Origin of the sequence: Pseudomonas sp. NFXW11 (assembly GCF_049887815.1) — a bacterium.
Lineage (GTDB): Bacteria > Pseudomonadota > Gammaproteobacteria > Pseudomonadales > Pseudomonadaceae > Aquipseudomonas.
In genome coordinates this window covers 18,242-36,093 of sequence record NZ_JAGEKI010000006.1, presented here as the reverse complement: position 1 = coordinate 36,093, position 17,852 = coordinate 18,242, and the positions used below count along the sequence as shown (strand labels likewise).

The following is a 17,852-nucleotide window of genomic DNA, read 5'->3' as shown; positions in this document are numbered from 1 at the left end:
AAGCACTCTCAAGTAGTGCCGCGCCGCCACATCGACTTCGATCATTGGGGAACATCCATGGGACATCCGATTGCCACCCGGCGCCTGCCCGGCGTACCGACCTTGTTGACGCTGGCCCTGGGCCTTGCCGTCGCGGGGTTGCCGATCTGCGCACAGGCCGCGCCTGCGGCGCAGGTTCAGCTCTACCCCTTCGAGATTCCGGGGCAATCCCTGGACGCGGCCCTGGCGGCCTTCTCGTCGGTGACCCGGGTTCAGGTGCTGGTTTCAGCGGAAGTGACCCAAGGCGCGCACTCCCCCGGCCTGCACGGCAGCTATGCCAAGGATGAAGCCCTGGCTCGCCTGCTGGCCGGCACCGGGCTGGAAGCCAGCTTTATCGAGGCGGACAGCGTGACCCTAAAAAAGCCTCAGCCCGCCGGTTCCGCGGTGAACCTGGCGACCACCAAGATCAGCGCGCAACGCCTGGGGACCACCACTGAAGACAGCGGCTCCTACACCACCGGCGCGGTGACCCTGGGTAAGAGCACGCAAAAACTCAAGGACATTCCCGAGTCGGTCAGCGTGCTGACGCGCAAAGCCATGGATGACCAGAACATCTCCAACCTGACCCAGGCCGTGGAAGCGGTGGCGGGCCTGGCTTCGGTCAAGTCGCCAGGGCCGGGCATGTTCATGTTCGCCCGGGGTTTCGAGATCGAGTCGCTGCAATACGATGGCGTGCCAGTGGCGCGTAACGTCTACGCCCTGGGCAGCTACATCAGCGAAGACATGGTGATCTACGACCGCATGGAAGTGCTGCGCGGTTCCGCCGCGTTGCTGCAGGGCGCCAACAGCCCCGGCGGCGCCATCAACATGGTGCGCAAGCGTCCACAGGCAGTGCCCACCGCCACCTTGAGCGCCAAGGCCGGCAGTTGGGACCGCTACAACTCCCAGGTGGATGTGGGCGGCCCGCTGAATGAAGCCGGCACCCTTCGCGGCCGGGCGGTGGCCAACTACAAGAAAGGCCATTCGTTTTCCGATTACGTGTGGAACGAAGAACAGACCCTGTACGGCGCCCTGGATTTTGACCTGAGCGACGACACCGTGCTGGGCGTTGGCTTGAGCAACAAGAAAAGCCGTGGCCGCCCGTACTTCATCGCCATGCCGCGCTACAGCAACGGCAAGGCCCTGGACCTGCCGCGCTCGACCTTCACCGGCTCGACCTGGAACCGTTCGATGAACGACCAGACGGCGCTGTACCTGGACCTGGAACACCGCTTCAACGACAACTGGAAGCTCAAGGCCACCGCGCTGGCAATGAACGAATCCAACGAGGCGACCTACCAGTTCGTCGCCGGTGCCGTGCAACCGGGCACCACCCGTGGGCCTAACTATTCCGACTTCGCCACCGACTTCTATGGCAAGAATCGTGGCCTCGACCTGTTTATCAACGGCGACTTCGAAGCCTTGTCGTTCAAGCAGAGCCTGCTGCTGGGCGCCAACTATTCCAAGTACACCAGCGACGACGGCTATGCCCGCGCCTTCACCCCAGGGGTGGACATCGCCAACATCGATCATCACCGCCCCAACCAGAGCTTCGACTCGATTGCCGACAAGGCCAACCTGGCGCTCAGCACTTATGACGTGCGACAAAAAGGCCTCTACGGCTCCTGGCGGATCAACCTCACCGATCCGCTGACGCTGATCCTCGGCGCGCGCAGCAGCTGGTACGACTTCAAGTTCGACCAGGACAATTACAGCGCCCGTAAACTGCAGGAAGGTGGCGAGAAAAACTCGGTCAAGACCAGCGGCAAGGTCACGCCATTCGCCGGCCTGGTGTATGCACTGGATGACCAGTGGTCGGTGTATGGCAGCTACGCCGAGGTGTTCATTCCCCAGGTGCAGTTGACCAAGGAGAAAACCGCTTTGCCGCCCGTGGAGGGTAAGAACTACGAAGTGGGGATCAAGGGCGAGCTGATGGACGGCCAGCTCAATACCGCGCTGTCGCTGTTCCGCTACATCCACAAGAACCGCGCGGTCAACGACCTCACCACCGACATTGAAAGCACTGATGCTTGCAATGGCTGGTACTGCTCCACGGCCTCGGGGAAAGTTCGCAGCCAAGGGCTTGAAGCCGAGGTCAGCGGCGAGGTTGCGCCGGGCCTGCAACTGGCCAGCAGCTATACCTACAACACCACCAAATTCCTCGAGGACACGGACAAGAAAGGCAAAGTATTCGCCACCTCGACGCCCATGCATATGCTGCGCATCTGGGGTGATTACCGCCTGCAGGGGGATTTCAACAAGGTCAGCCTGGGCGCCGGCGTCAACGCCCAGAGCAGCACCCTGAGTTTCGACCGGGCCTTCAAGCAGCCCGGGGTTGCCATCTGGAACTCGCGGGTGGCCTATGACGCCAGCGACGAGGTGACCCTGGCGGTGAACCTGAACAATGTGTTCGACAAGAAGTACTTTATTTCCTCCTACAGCCAGGTAACGGGTAACAACTACTATGGCGACCCGCGCAACTTCATGTTCAGCGTGACCTACAAGCCGCAGTTCTAAGCACAGGCATTAAAAATGCCCTGTGGCGAGGGAGCTTGCTCCCGCTGGGCGCAAAGCGCCCCCCAAAATGGGACGGCTACGCCCCAGAGCGCCGGCCGGCCCCACGGGAGCAAGCTCCCTCGCCACAAGTACAGTGCTTGCCCTTGACCGATTGGCATCAATATCTACCGGGGTATTTTTTTGCCTCCGGGTAAAAAAATGCCGGCTTCCAGGCTGCTACACTCCCCTCCCCGAACTCACCTGAGCTCCCCTTCAGGTGCTGCCTCATTGAAAGGACTCCCCCATGAGCAAGCTGGCCTACAGCCTTTTCGCCACCACCCTGGCACTCTCCCTCGACACCCACGCGGCCACGGTGGCCGAGGTGTTCACCGGCGATATGCTGGGCACCAATCAGCGCTACTTCGAATCCGTGGCCGGCATTCCCCGGGAGTCGAACGGCGACGTGCATAGCTTCAAGGTCCAGGGCTGCGATATCAGCGCCACGGTGCAAGGCGGCAAGGTCAGCACGCTGCGCATGGAGCTGACGCCCAAATGCCAGGCCGACCTGACCCAGTTCGTCGGCACCTTTGCCCCGGCGCCGGGCAAGCCCCTTACCGTGGGGGCCTTTGCCGCAGCCTCCGGCGGCGACCTGAGTTTCAGCGCCGATTGCCTGAGCATGTGCGGCAACGCCGCCGACCCTTCGGTGTATGCCCATTGGGAAGGCCCCCATGCCGTGGGTTTCCGCGAGGTGCAACTGGAAGTGATGCTGGTGTCCGATGCCGCCATCAATGCGGCGAGCCAGTGGGAATCGCAGATGAGCAAGGCCGAAGGCGAAGACTACGTGATAGAAACCCGCTTCAACTGCGACACTAAACACTCTGCCGTGGCGCAGAAGGCCTTTGCCAATGTGCCCGTTACCGCCGTCACCATCGGCACCGAACTCAAGGGCCCGGGCTGCTGACACTCAGCAGCGGGTGACCCACGGCAGCCGGAGGTGCACCGGCCCGGCTGCCACAACCGCAGGCGCTGCTGCAGCTGCCACGCCCCCAGGGATCAGGCGCAAGCTGGTATCATTCGCGCGCTTCCACCCCGGGTAGAGAACGATGAATCGTCGCAAGAAAATCAAGCAGCTGTTGGACGCTCACGCGAAAAAGGCCAAAGCCAAACTGGCACCGAAAAACAAGCCCAAGTACATCTGCAAGGCCGACCGCTTGAAGCTGGCCGAAGAAGCTGCGCGTGAGGAACAGGCTTCGACCCAGAGCTGACACGCCGGGTTCGATGGGCAGGGCTGGCGGCGCCATCAGGAAACCCCATAGGAGATGGAACTCTTGCCCACCCCAGCAGCCACGCGTCGCCCCTGGTATCTGAAATTGCTCTGGATACCGCTGCTGTATGGGCTGCTGGCTTACTGGCAGGTCGCGCTGCCAACCGTCACCGTGCACTACTCGGCAGAGGGCCGGGAGGAGCTCAGGTACATCTGGAATGTCCAGGACCGGATTGCCAAGGGTGGAATGCTGCCCGGAGGCGGCGCGACCGATCATGGCGCGCTCTTCCCCGACGACGAATTCTTTATGGAGTTCTCCTGGTGGAGCAAAAACACCGGGCGCAATCACTGCATCAGCATCACCCCGCAATGGCCCCATAGCGCTATCTACCTGAACGCCGAGGGCGACCTCGACCTGGGCAAGACCAGCGCAACGGATAGGCGCAGGGTGCAAGAGTGTCACTGGGATCGGGCCAGGCCTTAGGTCTGTTTCACCTGCAGGTTCGGCAGGCCTGGCGCGTCCAGATGTGATTGGCGCACGGATAGCCGACATTGCACTGCATCCGCTGACGCAGTCGGATCTATGGCACCGAATCCACTGTATCGGCCGCCAAGGAAGCGAACATTTCAGCGCGGCATACCTCAAGAATCTCATCGGCCAGGACGGAATCATCCGGGCATGCACGGGACAGCACAATCGCGCCGACAGCACGAGACAGCAGGTCGAGCATTTTCTTACGCCCCTCACCCGCCGCGGCATCCGGCGCCGTCGGATATTTCTCGCCCAATGTTTGCAGGATGCGCTCGATCCCTTCGGCAAACGTCGCCTTCACATCCTCCGATTGACGCGCCGCGTCGCCACACAATGCGGCCATGGTGCAACCGCCACCCCGTGCGTCGCGGTGGTCCCTCGTTACATAGGCATCGATAAAGCCTGGAACATCGAGCGATGCAGCACCTGCCAGGGATTTGGAAAGGCTGCAGGCCGAGGCTTCGGCCATCAGGTCGGCCTTCGAAGCGAAGTGCTTGTAGAACCCTCCGTGGGTGAATCCGGCTGCCGCCATGAGATCCGCCACACCGACGCCGTCGAAGCCGCACTCACGGAACAGCTCAGAGGCCTTTTCAACAATGTGCTCCCGATTGGCCTGGGCCTGGGCCTTGCTCACTCTCACCTGTCATTCCTCACGTCCGCTGGGAAAACCTGTTGCCGATGATACATAGATGTTGGTCATAATCAAAACCGTTGACAGTTTAGATTTCGATCATCATCCTAATTGCACGCACCACCGACCTCCACCCAGCGCGTTTTCTTGTTTTCACCCATTCTGAAAGAGAGATGACCCCCATGAGCACTCGCCCTACTGTTCTTATCACTGGCGCCTCCACCGGCATTGGCGCGGCCTACGCCGAACGTTTCGCGCAACGCGGCCACGACCTGGTGCTGATTGCCCGAGACCAGGCGCGCCTGGACGCACTTGCAGCCCGTTTGCGCAGCGAACACGAGATCGCCATCGATGTGATGCGGGCGGACTTGACCCAACTGGACGACCTGACCAGTGTCGAAGCCCGCCTGCGCGACGACACCCGTATCGGCATCCTGGTGAATAACGCCGGTAGCGCTCTGGCCGGCAACTTCATCGAGCAAAGCACCGAGAGCATTGCGCAACTGGTCGCCCTCAACACCACGGCGCTGGTACGGCTCGCCAGCGCCATCGCCCCACGCCTGGCCAAGGCCGGCACAGGCACGATCATCAACATTGGTTCGGTGGTCGGCCTGGCGCCAGAGCTCGGCATGACGGTCTACGGTGCCACCAAGGCATTTGTGCTGTTCCTTTCCCAGGGCCTGAGCCAGGAGCTTTCGCCCCAGGGCGTGTACGTGCAGGCCGTGCTGCCGGCCGCCACCCGCACCGAGATCTGGGATCGCTCCGGCATCGACATCAACACCTTGAACGAAATCATGGAAGTGGGTGATCTGGTGGATGCGGCGCTGGTCGGCTTTGATCGCCGCGAACCGGTGACTATCCCGCCGCTGCACGAGGCTGAATCCTGGGACCGCCTGCAAAGCGCGCGTCAGGGGCTGCTGCAGCAACTCCGGCAGTCTGCGGTTGCCCAGCGCTACCAGCCCCAACACTGATCATCTTGGCGCCCGCCGCCGTGCAAGACTCGATGCAGTCGAGCAAGGCGGCGCATCCAATGCGGCCCCCTGAGCGCAGTAGACATGCCCACCATGAGTACCAATAGCCCCGCTGCTGCGCAAACGTCCTACATCGATGCGCAGAACCGTTCGATCACGGTCAAGGGTATTTCCGTGGCCAGGGCCCTGGCGTTCCTGGATGCCTGACAAGGCGATGCCGCCAACCCTCCCTCCAACCGACAAGAGCCGTACCACGATGAAGGCATTTCTAATTGATCGCTATGGCAAGAACAGCGGGCGCATTGGCGAAGCCCCCATGCCCACTGTGGGTGCCCACGAGGTGTTGATTGAGGTTCACGCCAGCAGCGTCAATCTGCTGGACTCGAAGATCCGCACAGGCGAATTCAAACTGATCCTGCCCTATGCATTGCCGTTGGTGCTGGGCAACGACCTGGCGGGCGTCGTGGTGGAGGTCGGCTCGCAGGTGCAACGCTTCAAAGCGGGAGATGAAGTCTACGCGCGCCCGCCCGAAGCGCGGATCGGCACCTTCGCCCAATGGATCGCCGTGAACGAAAACGCGATTGCCCTGAAACCTGCCAACACCAGCATGGCGCAGGCCGCGTCGATTCCCTTGGTCGCCCTGACCGCCTGGCAAGTGCTGGTGGAAACCGCCCGCATCAAAAAGGGCCAGAAAGTGCTGATCCACGCCGGCTCCGGCGGTGTTGGCACCCTTGCCATCCAACTGGCCAAACACCTCGGCGCCTATGTCGCGACCACCACCAGCACTGCGAATGTCGAATGGGTTAAGGCGCTGGGGGCCGATCAGGTGATCGACTACACCCGGCAGGACTTCAACAGTGTCTTGCACGACTACGACCTGGTGCTGAACAGCCTCGACGCCGACGTACTGCACAAGTCACTCAAGGTCCTCAAGCCCGGCGGCCAGCTCATTTCCATCTCGGGCCCACCTACTGTGCAATTCGCGCAGGAGCAAGGGTTGTCCTGGCCGTTGCAGCAAGTCATGCGCCTCTTGAGCTTCAATATCCGGCGCAAGGCACGCCAGCAAGGCGTGAGCTACGCGTTCCTGTTCATGCGGGCCAATATCGCCCAGCTGCAACAAATCACCGCGCTGATCGAGGCCGGAATCATCAAGCCTGTGGTTGACCGCAGCTTCACCTTTGAAGCAACGGCAGAGGCGTTGAAGTACGTCGAGCAGGGACGCGCCAAGGGCAAGGTGGTGGTTAGGCTCAAATGACTGCGCCCATTCATGCGTCAACCGCAGAGGTTGCAGAGGTTGTGCAGCATCAACCGGCATCATCCGGGCTGAACGAGGTGACTTCGCCAGGGCCGCAGAAACCGCAACAGCGCCAACCGGGCGCGGCGGCTGTTGAGCCGCCAGTGATCGTTTGGCGCAGTTTGCTGCTTGAACAGTAGGAAAGCGCTGGTATGGACGGGGGATCGGGCATGGCCATAGCCAATGGCATTCCCTCGCCTCCTGCACCGCCCGATAGCCACAGCACGCAGCCCGCGAAAAACCGCGTCATCAATAGCGGCATTTTAATGGCCATGCCATGCTCCCGGTGTTTATGATGCGACCCATGCCCCGGTGCAATGACACCAGGGCAGGCCCATTTTCCAGGACAGAAGCAGAGGGATGCTGTGAGTCGAGTGATCAATCGTGTGATTCAACAAGCCGCGGAAAACTTTTCCGATAGCTTGAGTGCGTTCTACCCCTCCTACGGCCGCAATGGCATAAACGAACGCAACCTCACCTTTCAATTGGCCAACGCCTTTGGGGCACGTAACGGCGCCCATGCCTTTATGGAAGTGCCGTTTCTTAACCCACTGACCCAACGCTATGAAAATCGTATCGACTGCATGCTGTTCGACAAGGAACGGGTGTTCTTTGTCGAGGCCAAGCGTTTGTTCAGGCTAGAGAAAGCCGAACAACTGCGTAACGACTTCCAACGCATGAATGCGGAAACCCTGGCACCGATACTGAAAAAATTCGTCTCCCCCACCACCCGGACACGCAGTGTCTATCGCTTGATGCTCGCCGAAACCTGGCACTCCAACATTGTTAACTGGTGGCAGAAGGAAGACACCGCCCGGGGCTGGGACCACAGCTGGCTGCCAGACAATAGCGGCGTGGTCGAGGTCAAGACCTTCGATAACCAAAAAAAACTGCATTGGCTATACGCCTATGAGCAGTTGGAGATGCCTGACTAAAGGTTAGGGATCTGGAAGCTTGAGAGTCGCGCCTGCAAAGCACACAACTGGAGCCTTACTGGACCTGTGCCCCTGCCGCAAGGCTCTATCACCCAAGGTACGCAGCGTCGGCACGACTCAGTGAGCCTTGTGGGCCAGGGACTTCTACAACTGACCACCCGCCGCATCATGAACAGGGCTAAAGAATTTCTGAAATCAATTCATTTTCTCTCATTCAATGCCTCAGCATAAAATGCCGCTAAGTTAGAAACAGCATGAAGCTTATCAAGCAAACCAGAAAGTAAATTGGAACCCGCTAAAATCCAATGAATAAGTTCTGGTTTGCCTCAGCAACTTAGGGCCTCAGAACACAATGAACAATGAGTTTGCATTCACCCTCAAAAACATCAGCTTCGATGAGAACTATCAACCCTCCGAAAACACCCGCATCACCACCAACTTTGCCAACCTGGCCAGAGGCAAGAGCCGCCAGGAGAATTTACGCAATACGTTGAGGATGATTGACAATCGTTTCAATGCCTTGGCTCATTGGGACAACCCCAAAGGCGATCGCTATACCGTCGAACTTGAAATTATTTCTGTCGAGATGAGTATTGGCACAGAAACCAGCCGCACGCCTCTGCCACTGATTGAAATATTGAAGACCCATATCATCGATCAAAAAACCAATGAGCGCATTGAAGGCATTGCCGGCAACAACTTCTCGTCCTACGTGCGAGATTATGATTTCAGCGTGCTGTTGCTGGGGCACAACAATGGCCAGCCTGGCTTCAGCACTCCGGAAAACTTCGGCGAGTTGCATGGCAAGCTATTCAAATGTTTTGTAAATTCAAGCACCTATAAAGACAACTTCAATAAGCCACCGGTTATCTGCCTAAGTGTTTCGAGCAGCAGGACCTATCATCGGACGGAAAACCAGCACCCGGCACTGGGTGTTGAATACCAGCAGGATGAATACTCCTTGACCGATGAGTACTTCAATAAAATGGGGCTGAAGGTTCGCTACTTTATGCCGCCAAACAGTGCTGCGCCTTTGGCCTTCTATTTCTCCGGTGATCTGCTGGGTGACTACAGCAACCTTGAGCTGATCAGCACCATCAGCACCATGGATACCTTCCAGAAGATCTACCGGCCTGAAATCTACAATGCCAACTCCGCGGCCGGAAAATCCTACCAGCCAAGCTTGAAGAACCAGGACTATTCATTAACGCGAATTGTCTATGATCGCGAAGAACGCAGCCGGCTGGCCATTGAACAGGGGCAGTTTGTTGAAGAGCACTTTATCAAGCCGTACCAGAGCATTCTTGAGCAATGGTCCGCCCACTACGCTCTTTGATCAATAAAAAGTACAAGGTCATCCATCATGAAAAAAATGCTCCCCACTTCAACTGCCGGCAGCCTGCCTAAACCCGCTTGGCTGGCACAGCCCGAGACACTTTGGTCACCTTGGAAACTGCAAGATGAGGAACTGACTGAAGGCAAACAAGATGCTCTGCGCCTGTCACTGCAAGAGCAGCAACAAGCAGGCATTGATATCGTCAGTGACGGCGAACAGACCCGCCAACACTTTGTCACCACCTTTATCGAGCATCTCGACGGTGTTGATTTCGAGAAGCGCGAGACGGTTAGGATTCGTGATCGCTATGACGCCAGCGTGCCGACGGTGGTGGGCGCCGTTGCTCGCCAGAAACCGGTGTTTGTTGAAGATGCCAAGTTCCTGCGCCAGCAAACCCGGCAACCCATCAAGTGGGCGCTGCCAGGCCCGATGACGATGATCGACACGCTGTATGACAGCCACTATAAAAGTCGCGAAAAACTGGCGTGGGAATTCGCCAAGATCCTCAATCAGGAAGCCAGGGAGTTGGAGGCTGCCGGCGTCGACATCATTCAGTTCGATGAGCCCGCATTCAATGTGTTCTTCGACGAGGTGAATGATTGGGGCGTGGCCACCCTGGAAAGGGCAATCGAAGGCCTCAAGTGTGAAACCGCCGTCCATATCTGCTACGGCTACGGCATAAAAGCCAATACCGATTGGAAAAAGACCCTGGGTTCCGAGTGGCGGCAATACGAAGAAGCCTTTCCCAAGTTGCAGAAGTCCAGCATCGATATTGTCTCGCTGGAATGCCACAACTCTCATGTGCCCATGGATCTGATCGAGCTGATTCGCGGTAAGAAAGTGATGGTCGGCGCCATTGATGTGGCCTCCAACACCATCGAAACACCCGAGGAAGTGGCCAATACCCTGCGCAAGGCATTGCAGTTTGTCGATGCCGACAAGCTCTACCCTTGCACCAACTGTGGCATGGCGCCTTTATCTCGCGGCGTTGCCAGAGGCAAGCTGAAGGCGCTGAGTGCAGGTGCCGAAATCGTCCGCAGAGAGCTCTTGAATCAGGGCTGAGCGAAGGCCGAAAGGCGTGTTCGAGAGGGTGCAGTCGCTTGCAAATTACCGAGCTACTGCAGGCCCTCTTCGGCACTTTCGAGCTGCATTCTTTATTTAGGACCTGCCATGTCACTCCCCAGTACGGCTATCGAGCCATTGAGCTTTCGCCAGGCGCTCGGGCACTACGCCTCCGGTATCACGGTGATTACCTCCCACATCGATGGCGAGCCGATTGGCTTCACTTGCCAGTCGTTCTACAGCGTATCGACGAGCCCGCCGCTGGTGTCATTCAGCGTCATGTCCGGTTCGGCCAGCTACCCCAAGATTCGCCAGGCCGGCCGGTTCGTGGTCAATATCCTCTCGGGTGAACAAGTGAGGATTTCCAACCAGTTCGCTCGCCGAGGTACGGACAAATGGCACGGCGTCGACTGGCAAGAGTCCCCCCTGGGCAACCCGATTATTGCCGGCAGCCTGCACTGGCTTGATTGCGAAATTCACGCCGAACATGCCGCGGGTGATCACTTGATTGTGATTGGTGAAGTGAAAGCGCTGAACCTGCAACAAGCAGACGCCACGCAGCCCTTGCTGTACTTCAAGGGGCAATATTGCAACCTCGCCGCGCCTAGCGCGAAATTGCATCTCACTTGATCAGTCCTGACCAGCCAATTGCATTCGACTGACCACCCCACCGTTTGGCGGAGTGGTCGGCGCTCTTCAGCTTTTCCTGCGGGCTGTCTCCAGGGTGCCGCGCCGTTGCAGACGAGCACATATCGGGCACCATCCTCCCAGTGACAGGGCCAGTTACTGCATACCCTCAATACTTTTCAGCTGTTTTTGGTAAAGACCATCAGTCAGAAGCCCTGAGTTTTATAAAATGACTCAAAAATCCCAAGTTAATGCTTTTTCTTTTCAGCCAAATAAAAATCTAGATATTTTTTGGGTCTTTGCTTAAAGGCTCTTTCCTTGCCGTACTGATAGGCTTTATCCAGGCACCTATAGGATGCCTCATTATCCCCCAGTTCAAAGTACACCATCCCCAAATCAATTAATGGTGCAGTATCAACATCGGAGCCTTCTGCTTCAAGTTGGAGCTCAGCCCAATATTTTGCATTCTCAAAGTCAGACAAACCAAAATAGGCAGTATAAAATGATCCCGCCAGCCATGAACCAATCATTTCCCACTGCAACTTCGGCTCAGGCATCAAAGCCCATGCTTTTTCATACTCACGCAATGCGCTAGCATGATCTCTATCTGTATTCAGGCTGTTGCCAAGTTCTATAATTGATACTATTTTCTCTTCAAGCTCTGGATTCTCATCCGACAAAACACGCATATTAATCACCCTTGTTAAAATTACGTCCCTCGCCACGCATTCGCTCAATAACTGCCCGGCCGGTCTTGCTATTTATCCCTGGGGCTCTTCCCATGTTATCGAGACGACAGATTGTCCCCGCCCATCAACCCGATTGGATCTTGCGTGGCAAACCTCCCCCACCGCCGGGTCTTAGTACCTGAACCTGCTGTAGTACAGCCCGCTTTCCCGGTCGTGGTACTGCCCCAGGAAACGCAGATTCTGCGCCACCAGCTTCCAGCCCACCCCAGGCTTTGTAAGCCGTTTATCGATGCCGATTATGATACAGACAACTGGTTCGCACGCGCCAAAGGCATGGAGCATGAAGCCGACAACGGCATCCGCAGCGCACAAAAGTACCCGGGGCTCAGCTACCTGGCGCAAGGGTGGCGGCTCGGCGCGGATGATCGAAATCAGAAAAAGGCGACGCAGTGCGTCGCCTTTTTCATTTCCTCAGCACTCAACCGAATTCAAGCAGGAGCAACCGGCTCAGCCTGCTGCAAGCCTCTATCGCCCAAGGTGCACAGCAGATCGAAACCGTCACTGAGCAACAGGCCGATGGCCGCGCGGATCTGTGAGAGATCCTGCGAACCGGAAGCGCAGTCGAGGATTTCCAGCAGATGGTCTGCTTTTGGGCGGGAGGTTGTTCGGTTTATTGTTTCAAAACTATATGGGGGGGGTTGGTGTTATGCATGGATGCTTGCGACCAAAAGGAGTCACTCATAACATCTACTAAACTGGGGCGATTGATGTATTAATCAAAGGACGCCAAGGTTAGATGTTGATTTATTTCAGTAGGCTTTGACCCTCCGGGAGGGCTGGCAGCTGAAATGGAAGTCAAAATGTATATACCCATAGTTCATTAAATACATAATCAGGCTCAAGGATGTCGCTGAGACTTTCAAAGTCGTCAAGCTCTTCGGGAAGAGATAACCCAACTCCGCGAAGCTGGTCTACCTGAACAAAACCCGACCACGCCATTTGTGTTTTTGAGTTGGCCAGCACCTCTGAAACGGTAATTCCAGGCCATAATTTATCCATGTACTTTCCTTGGAATTTTTCATTGCATGATACTGCCGAAATTACACCTTCGCTGTCATGATATACGGTTATTAGTCCATTATTTATGACTAATGCATTCGGTGTTTTTTCAACAAGGTATTCGCTTTTTAATATTGCTCTGGCTATGTTCTCTATCTGCTCGCCAATCGATATTCCCCCAATGGATACTCCGGGGGTGATGATGTTGTTTATTTTCATGATTGCCCTATGTTTTGGCGAGTTAGCCAAGATTTCATTGTCCGCTTTTGGCCGTTTTCAGCCCATCCCAACAGGAACAAGTCGGCCAGAAGAAGACGCTCACCTAAGATAAATACCGATCTCAAACGCCCGCAATGCTTGACATGGGGGCCTCCGTAGCGGCGAGCGAAGCATGCAAACATGTCTGTTAAGACGTTGTACATTGACCTCTTTGAAGGAAATCTTTTAGTGCGGCTTGATAGAGCGTTAATATTTGATTGTCCGCATTGAGCAGGGCGAAGGGAATCATCGTGAGATGTGAGAACGACGTGGAGCTTATCGAATAAGTTTTTTGCCTACAAAAGCTGCGGTCCTTGTTCAACATGAAATCAAACTTGAAAATATTTGACCTTGTACACCAACTAGGAATCAAGCCAAGACTCAAGCCCGTTAAGTAGTCTTGTGTACAAGCACCGCCAGATGAACGTTCTGAGATTTTTATTTCTAATGTAGGGAGTGTCGAACCTGTAAGGCTGGAGCTAGTGTTTTGTGCGTTTGGAATAATCTTGAGTGTCGCTGCCCGTGCATCCTTGCCAAAGCGACTCTCTTTCCATGAAGAATAGATTTCGTAACTGAAGCTGGAGATATTTTCTTTTTCTTCGAATTCAACATGCTCATTGATTGTCGGCTGGGACGAATAGGATATGCAGCCACAACAAAATATCGCAATACTGCTAAAAACAAGTCCATTTGCTATTAAGCGGCGCATACTCAGCCCCCTCAAATTATTAATTAGCCGGCACTTCTGCCACTAGACAATTACAATTTTATTGAGTGCCGCATAGCGGCTCATCCATTCGCATGATTTTTGAATCAGAATAACAGGGAAGACTGTACGCACGACAAACAAAAAGCGGCTTTACAAAAGCCGCTCCAAATCAATCAAACACCCCCGCCCCACTCAGAAATTCGCCGGCGTATTCGCACTAATAATCTCCGCCTCATCCTGCCCAATATTCCTGAAGCTATGGGGCAAAGTGGTCGGAAAGTAATACCCATCCCCCGGATTCAACACACTCACCTGCCCATCCACCGTCAACTCCACGGTGCCGCGGGTTACCAGGCCGCACTCCTCGCCTTCGCTGTGCACGATCGGCTCTTCGCCGGAGCTGGCGCCGGGGGCGTATTGCTCGCGCAGAAAGCGCATCTGGCGGTTGGCCAGGGGCGCGCCGACCATCAGCAGGCGCAGGCCGTCACGGCCCAGGTCGGGCTGTTCGTTGGCGCGGAATACGTATTGGTGCTCGCGGGGCGGCTGGTCGAAGGTGAAGAAGTCGGCCAGGGACATGGGAATGCCTTCCAGCAGCTTTTTCAGGGAACTGACGGAGGGGCTGACGCGGTTCTGTTCGATCAGGGAAATGGTGGCATTGGTAACGCCGCTACGACGGGCCAGCTCGCGCTGGGAGAGTTTGTAGCTTTCGCGAACGAGTTTGAGTCGGGTGCCCGTGTCCATAACAGCCTTATGTGAGAGGAACTTAAGGGTATTGGGTGGCGGCCGGGTCGCGAATGGCGCGATTTGACTGCCCCTGGAGCCTGAAAAGGCGGCTATTTAAACATGTTTGACAGGCAAGCTGTAAAGGCTGGCGATGAGGGGCCAGACGGGGGAATTTCGGGCTGGGCTGGCGCGGGTTACAGCCACCTGAAACCCTGCCTTTGGGTGGCGAGGGAGCTTGCTCCCGCCCGGCTGCGCAGCGGCCGTAACCCGGGTGACCGGGTCATTGGGATTGATCGCGGTTGTCGAGTTTTGGAGGGCTGTACCCTCCAGCGGGAGCAAGCTCCCTCGCCACAGCAAGCTCCCTTACCACAACAAGCGCCCTCACCACAGAAGGCGCCCTGCCCTACAGGTTGATGAATCAGATGCCGAAGCGGTCGCGCAGGGCGTAGTACGCGGCGCCCATGGCGGTCAGCGGGGCCTGGAAGGTGCGGCCGCCGATCATCGGCATATGGGGCAGCGCGGCGAAGGCATTGAAGCGTTCGGCGTCGCCGCGGATCATTTCGGCGATCAGCTTGCCTGCCAGGTGCGAACAGGTGACGCCATGGCCGCTGTAGCCCTGCATGTAGTAGGCGTTCTTCTCGATACGGCCAAATTGCGGCATGCGCGACATGGTCAGCAGGAAGTTGCCGGTCCAGCGGTAGTCGATCTTCACGTCCTTGAGCTGGGGGAAGGTCTTGAGGATTTTCGGCCGGATCAGTTGCTCGATGTCATCCGGCTCCCGGGCACCGTACACCACGCCACCGCCGTACAGCAGGCGGTTGTCGCCAGTGAGGCGGAAGTAGTCCAGCAGGTAGTTGCAGTCTTCCACGCAGTAGTTGTTGGTGATCAGGCTGCGGGCCAGTTGCTCCGGCAACGGCTCGGTGACCACGATCTGCGAGCCGCAGGGCATGCTCTTGCGAGTCACCCGCGGGTCGAGGTCCTGCTGCAGGTAGGCGTTGCCGGCAATCAGCAGGTACTTGGCGCGGACCACGCCCTTGGCGGTGCGCACCACATTGGGTTCGCCGTAGGTGATTTCCACCGCCGCCGACTGTTCGAAGATCTTGCCCCCCAGGCCGATGATGGCGCTGGCTTCGCCCAGGGCCAGGTTCAGCGGGTGGATATGGCCGCCCTGCATGTCCAGCAGGCCGCCGATGTAGTTCCTGGTGCCGACTTCGCGGTCGATCTGCGCCTTGTCGAGCATCTTCAGGTTGTGATTGCCCAGGCGTTCCCAGTTGCGCTTCTGCTCGGCCAGGCCCTTGAGCTGCTTGTTGTTCAGCGCGGCGAAGATGCCACCGGGGCGGTAGTCGCACTGGATGTCGTAGTGCTGGATGCGCTGGCGAATGATCTCGGCGCCTTCGAAGATCATGCTGCCGAGCACCTCGGCACTTTTCTCGCCGTAGCGCTCTTCGATCACGTCCACATCACGGCTGTAGGAGTTGACCAGTTGCCCGCCGTTGCGCCCGCTGGCGCCGAAGCCGACCTTGGCCGCTTCAAGCACGGTGACGCTGTAGCCGGCTTCCGCCAGGAACAGGGCCGAAGACAGGCCGGTATAGCCGGCGCCGATCACGCACACATCGCACTCAACCAAGCCATCGAGTTGCGGGTAGTCGGTGGTCTGGTTGCGGGTCGCCGCGTAGTAGCTGTTCACGTAGGTTTGCATGAGAAATTCCCCAGCGGGTACGGGCCCAGGCCCGCCGCCGCTGTTGTTATAAGGGTTAGAGCTTGATCCAGGTGGCCTTGAGCTCGGTGTATTTGTCGAAGGCGTGCAGCGACTTGTCACGACCATTGCCGGACTGCTTGAAGCCGCCGAAGGGCGCGGTCATGTCGCCGCCGTCGTACTGGTTGACCCACACGCTGCCGGCGCGCAGGCCCCGGGCGAAACGGTGGGCGCGGCTGAGGTTGCTGGTCCACACCGCCGCCGCCAGGCCGAAGATGCTGTCGTTGGCGATGTGCAGCGCCTCTTCCTCGCTGTCGAAGCTGATCACCGACAGTACCGGGCCGAAGATCTCTTCCCGGGCGATGGTCATGGCGTTGGTCACACCGTCGAAAATCGTCGGCTGCACATACAGGCCGCCGCTGCTTTCCAGGGCGCGGGCACCGCCGGCCAGCAGCTGGCCGCCCTGCTCCTGGCCGATCGCGATAAAGCGCAGCACGTTGTCCAGTTGGCGCTGGTCCACCACTGCGCCCACCCGGGTGGCCGGGTCGAGGGCGTGGCCCGGTTGCCAGGCCTTGAGGGCCTCCACCAGCAGCGGCATGAATTGCTCGCGGATCGAACGCTGCACCAGCAAGCGCGAACCGGCGGTGCAGACTTCACCCTGGTTGAAGGCGATGGCGGCGGCCGCCGCCGCGGCCGCTTCGTGCAGGTCCGGGGCGTCGGCGAACACCACGTTGGCGCTCTTGCCGCCGGCCTCCAGCCACACCCGTTTCATGTTCGACTCGCCGGCATACACCAGCAGTTGCTTGCCCACCGCGGTGGAGCCGGTAAAGGCCAGCACGTCCACATCCATATGCAGGGCCAGGGCCTTGCCGACGCTGTGGCCGTAACCCGGCAGCACGTTGAACACGCCCTTGGGAATGCCGGCCTCCAGGGCCAGCTGGGCGATGCGGATCGCGGTCAGCGGCGACTTTTCCGACGGCTTGAGTATGAACGAGTTGCCCACCGCCAGGGCCGGGGCGAACTTCCAGCTGGCCATGATCAGCGGGAAGTTCCACGGCACTATGGCCGCCACCACGCCCGACGGCTCGCGGGTCACCAGGCCCAGTTGGTCGTGGGGGGTGGCCGCCACTTCGTCGTAGAGCTTGTCGATGGCTTCGGCGTTCCAGCGGATGGCGTTGGCCGTGGCCGGAATGTCGATGGCCATGGAGTCGCCAATCGGCTTGCCCATGTCCAGGGTTTCCAGAAGCGCCAGTTCTTCCTGGTGCTCGAGGATCAGCTCGGAAAAACGGATCAGGATGCGCTTGCGCTCGGCCGGGGCCAGGCCCGACCACACGCCACTGTTGAACGCCTGGCGCGCCACGGCCACGGCACGCTCGGCATCGGCCTGATCGGTGCTGGCAACGTTGGCCAGGAAGCGCCCGTCCACCGGGCTCAGGCATTCAAAGGTGGCGCCACTGGCAGCGGCGCAGTACTGGCCGTCGATAAAGGCACGGCCTTCGAGGCGAAGGGACTGGAAGTACTGCTCCCAGTCGCTGCGGGATTTAGTCATGAC

18 protein-coding genes are annotated in these 17,852 nt (G+C 58.0%); 10 read left to right on the top strand and 8 right to left on the bottom strand.

Annotation, left to right across the window (positions count from 1 at the left end):
- Positions 1-57 precede the first annotated feature (57 nt).
- From J4P02_RS11185 to J4P02_RS11170, 4 genes are all read left to right on the top strand, one after another.
- Positions 58-2,535, top strand: a complete 2,478-nt coding sequence (locus J4P02_RS11185) for a TonB-dependent siderophore receptor (protein ID WP_426190065.1) — start codon at positions 58-60, stop codon at positions 2,533-2,535.
- A 283-nt stretch (positions 2,536-2,818) separates the two neighbouring features.
- Positions 2,819-3,475 (top strand): hypothetical protein, encoded by a 657-nt coding sequence (locus J4P02_RS11180; protein ID WP_426190063.1) that lies wholly within the window; start codon positions 2,819-2,821, stop codon positions 3,473-3,475.
- Between the two features lie 142 nt (positions 3,476-3,617).
- On the top strand, positions 3,618-3,779 hold the full coding sequence (locus J4P02_RS11175; RefSeq protein ID WP_426190061.1) for a DUF2986 domain-containing protein: 162 nt from the start codon (positions 3,618-3,620) through the stop codon (positions 3,777-3,779).
- Between the two features lie 54 nt (positions 3,780-3,833).
- On the top strand, positions 3,834-4,262 hold the full coding sequence (locus tag J4P02_RS11170) for a hypothetical protein (RefSeq protein ID WP_426190059.1): 429 nt from the start codon (positions 3,834-3,836) through the stop codon (positions 4,260-4,262).
- A 97-nt stretch (positions 4,263-4,359) separates the two neighbouring features.
- Here the strand turns inward: J4P02_RS11170 and J4P02_RS11165 are convergent, their stop codons facing one another.
- A complete protein-coding gene (locus J4P02_RS11165) occupies positions 4,360-4,950 on the bottom strand; it encodes a TetR/AcrR family transcriptional regulator (protein WP_426190057.1) in 591 nt (196 codons plus the stop codon).
- A 173-nt stretch (positions 4,951-5,123) separates the two neighbouring features.
- On the opposite strand from J4P02_RS11165, the gene J4P02_RS11160 reads away from it, so the two are divergent.
- Entirely contained in the window at positions 5,124-5,912 is a 789-nt protein-coding gene (locus J4P02_RS11160; protein ID WP_426190055.1) for an SDR family NAD(P)-dependent oxidoreductase, read from the top strand.
- Positions 5,913-6,168: 256 nt separating this feature from the next.
- Positions 6,169-7,167, top strand: a complete 999-nt coding sequence (locus J4P02_RS11155; protein WP_426190580.1) for an NADP-dependent oxidoreductase — start codon at positions 6,169-6,171, stop codon at positions 7,165-7,167.
- 49 nt (positions 7,168-7,216) lie between these two features.
- Here J4P02_RS11155 and J4P02_RS11150 read toward each other — a convergent pair whose 3' ends face one another.
- Positions 7,217-7,480 carry a hypothetical protein gene (locus tag J4P02_RS11150; RefSeq protein ID WP_426190053.1) on the bottom strand — a complete coding sequence of 88 codons (264 nt, stop codon included), beginning with the start codon at positions 7,478-7,480 and terminating at the stop codon, positions 7,217-7,219.
- A 100-nt stretch (positions 7,481-7,580) separates the two neighbouring features.
- Between J4P02_RS11150 and J4P02_RS11145 the strand changes: the two genes are divergently transcribed.
- From J4P02_RS11145 to J4P02_RS11130, 4 genes are all read left to right on the top strand, one after another.
- Positions 7,581-8,141 (top strand): hypothetical protein, encoded by a 561-nt coding sequence (locus J4P02_RS11145; protein ID WP_426190051.1) that lies wholly within the window; start codon positions 7,581-7,583, stop codon positions 8,139-8,141.
- A gap of 352 nt (positions 8,142-8,493) precedes the next feature.
- Positions 8,494-9,477 (top strand): DUF1852 domain-containing protein, encoded by a 984-nt coding sequence (locus J4P02_RS11140; RefSeq protein WP_426190049.1) that lies wholly within the window; start codon positions 8,494-8,496, stop codon positions 9,475-9,477.
- 27 nt (positions 9,478-9,504) lie between these two features.
- Complete coding sequence (locus J4P02_RS11135; protein WP_426190048.1) at positions 9,505-10,539, top strand: methionine synthase; 1,035 nt, start codon at positions 9,505-9,507, stop codon at positions 10,537-10,539.
- Positions 10,540-10,647: 108 nt separating this feature from the next.
- Positions 10,648-11,169 carry a flavin reductase family protein gene (locus J4P02_RS11130; RefSeq protein WP_426190047.1) on the top strand — a complete coding sequence of 174 codons (522 nt, stop codon included), beginning with the start codon at positions 10,648-10,650 and terminating at the stop codon, positions 11,167-11,169.
- Positions 11,170-11,414: 245 nt separating this feature from the next.
- Here the strand turns inward: J4P02_RS11130 and J4P02_RS11125 are convergent, their stop codons facing one another.
- The 6 genes from J4P02_RS11125 to J4P02_RS11100 form a co-directional block, all read right to left on the bottom strand.
- Complete coding sequence (locus J4P02_RS11125) at positions 11,415-11,855, bottom strand: hypothetical protein (protein WP_426190045.1); 441 nt, start codon at positions 11,853-11,855, stop codon at positions 11,415-11,417.
- A gap of 855 nt (positions 11,856-12,710) precedes the next feature.
- Positions 12,711-13,133, bottom strand: coding sequence for a hypothetical protein (locus tag J4P02_RS11120; RefSeq protein ID WP_426190043.1), 423 nt, complete (start codon positions 13,131-13,133; stop codon positions 12,711-12,713).
- Between the two features lie 187 nt (positions 13,134-13,320).
- The gene (locus J4P02_RS11115) at positions 13,321-13,881 is read right to left on the bottom strand and encodes a hypothetical protein (RefSeq protein ID WP_426190041.1); all 561 of its coding nucleotides are present in this window, start codon (positions 13,879-13,881) and stop codon (positions 13,321-13,323) included.
- Positions 13,882-14,073: 192 nt separating this feature from the next.
- Entirely contained in the window at positions 14,074-14,622 is a 549-nt protein-coding gene (locus J4P02_RS11110; RefSeq protein ID WP_426190039.1) for a cupin domain-containing protein, read from the bottom strand.
- Positions 14,623-15,022: 400 nt separating this feature from the next.
- Positions 15,023-16,303 (bottom strand): NAD(P)/FAD-dependent oxidoreductase, encoded by a 1,281-nt coding sequence (locus J4P02_RS11105; protein ID WP_426190037.1) that lies wholly within the window; start codon positions 16,301-16,303, stop codon positions 15,023-15,025.
- A 55-nt stretch (positions 16,304-16,358) separates the two neighbouring features.
- Positions 16,359-17,849 (bottom strand): aldehyde dehydrogenase, encoded by a 1,491-nt coding sequence (locus J4P02_RS11100; RefSeq protein WP_426190035.1) that lies wholly within the window; start codon positions 17,847-17,849, stop codon positions 16,359-16,361.
- Positions 17,850-17,852 lie beyond the last annotated feature (3 nt).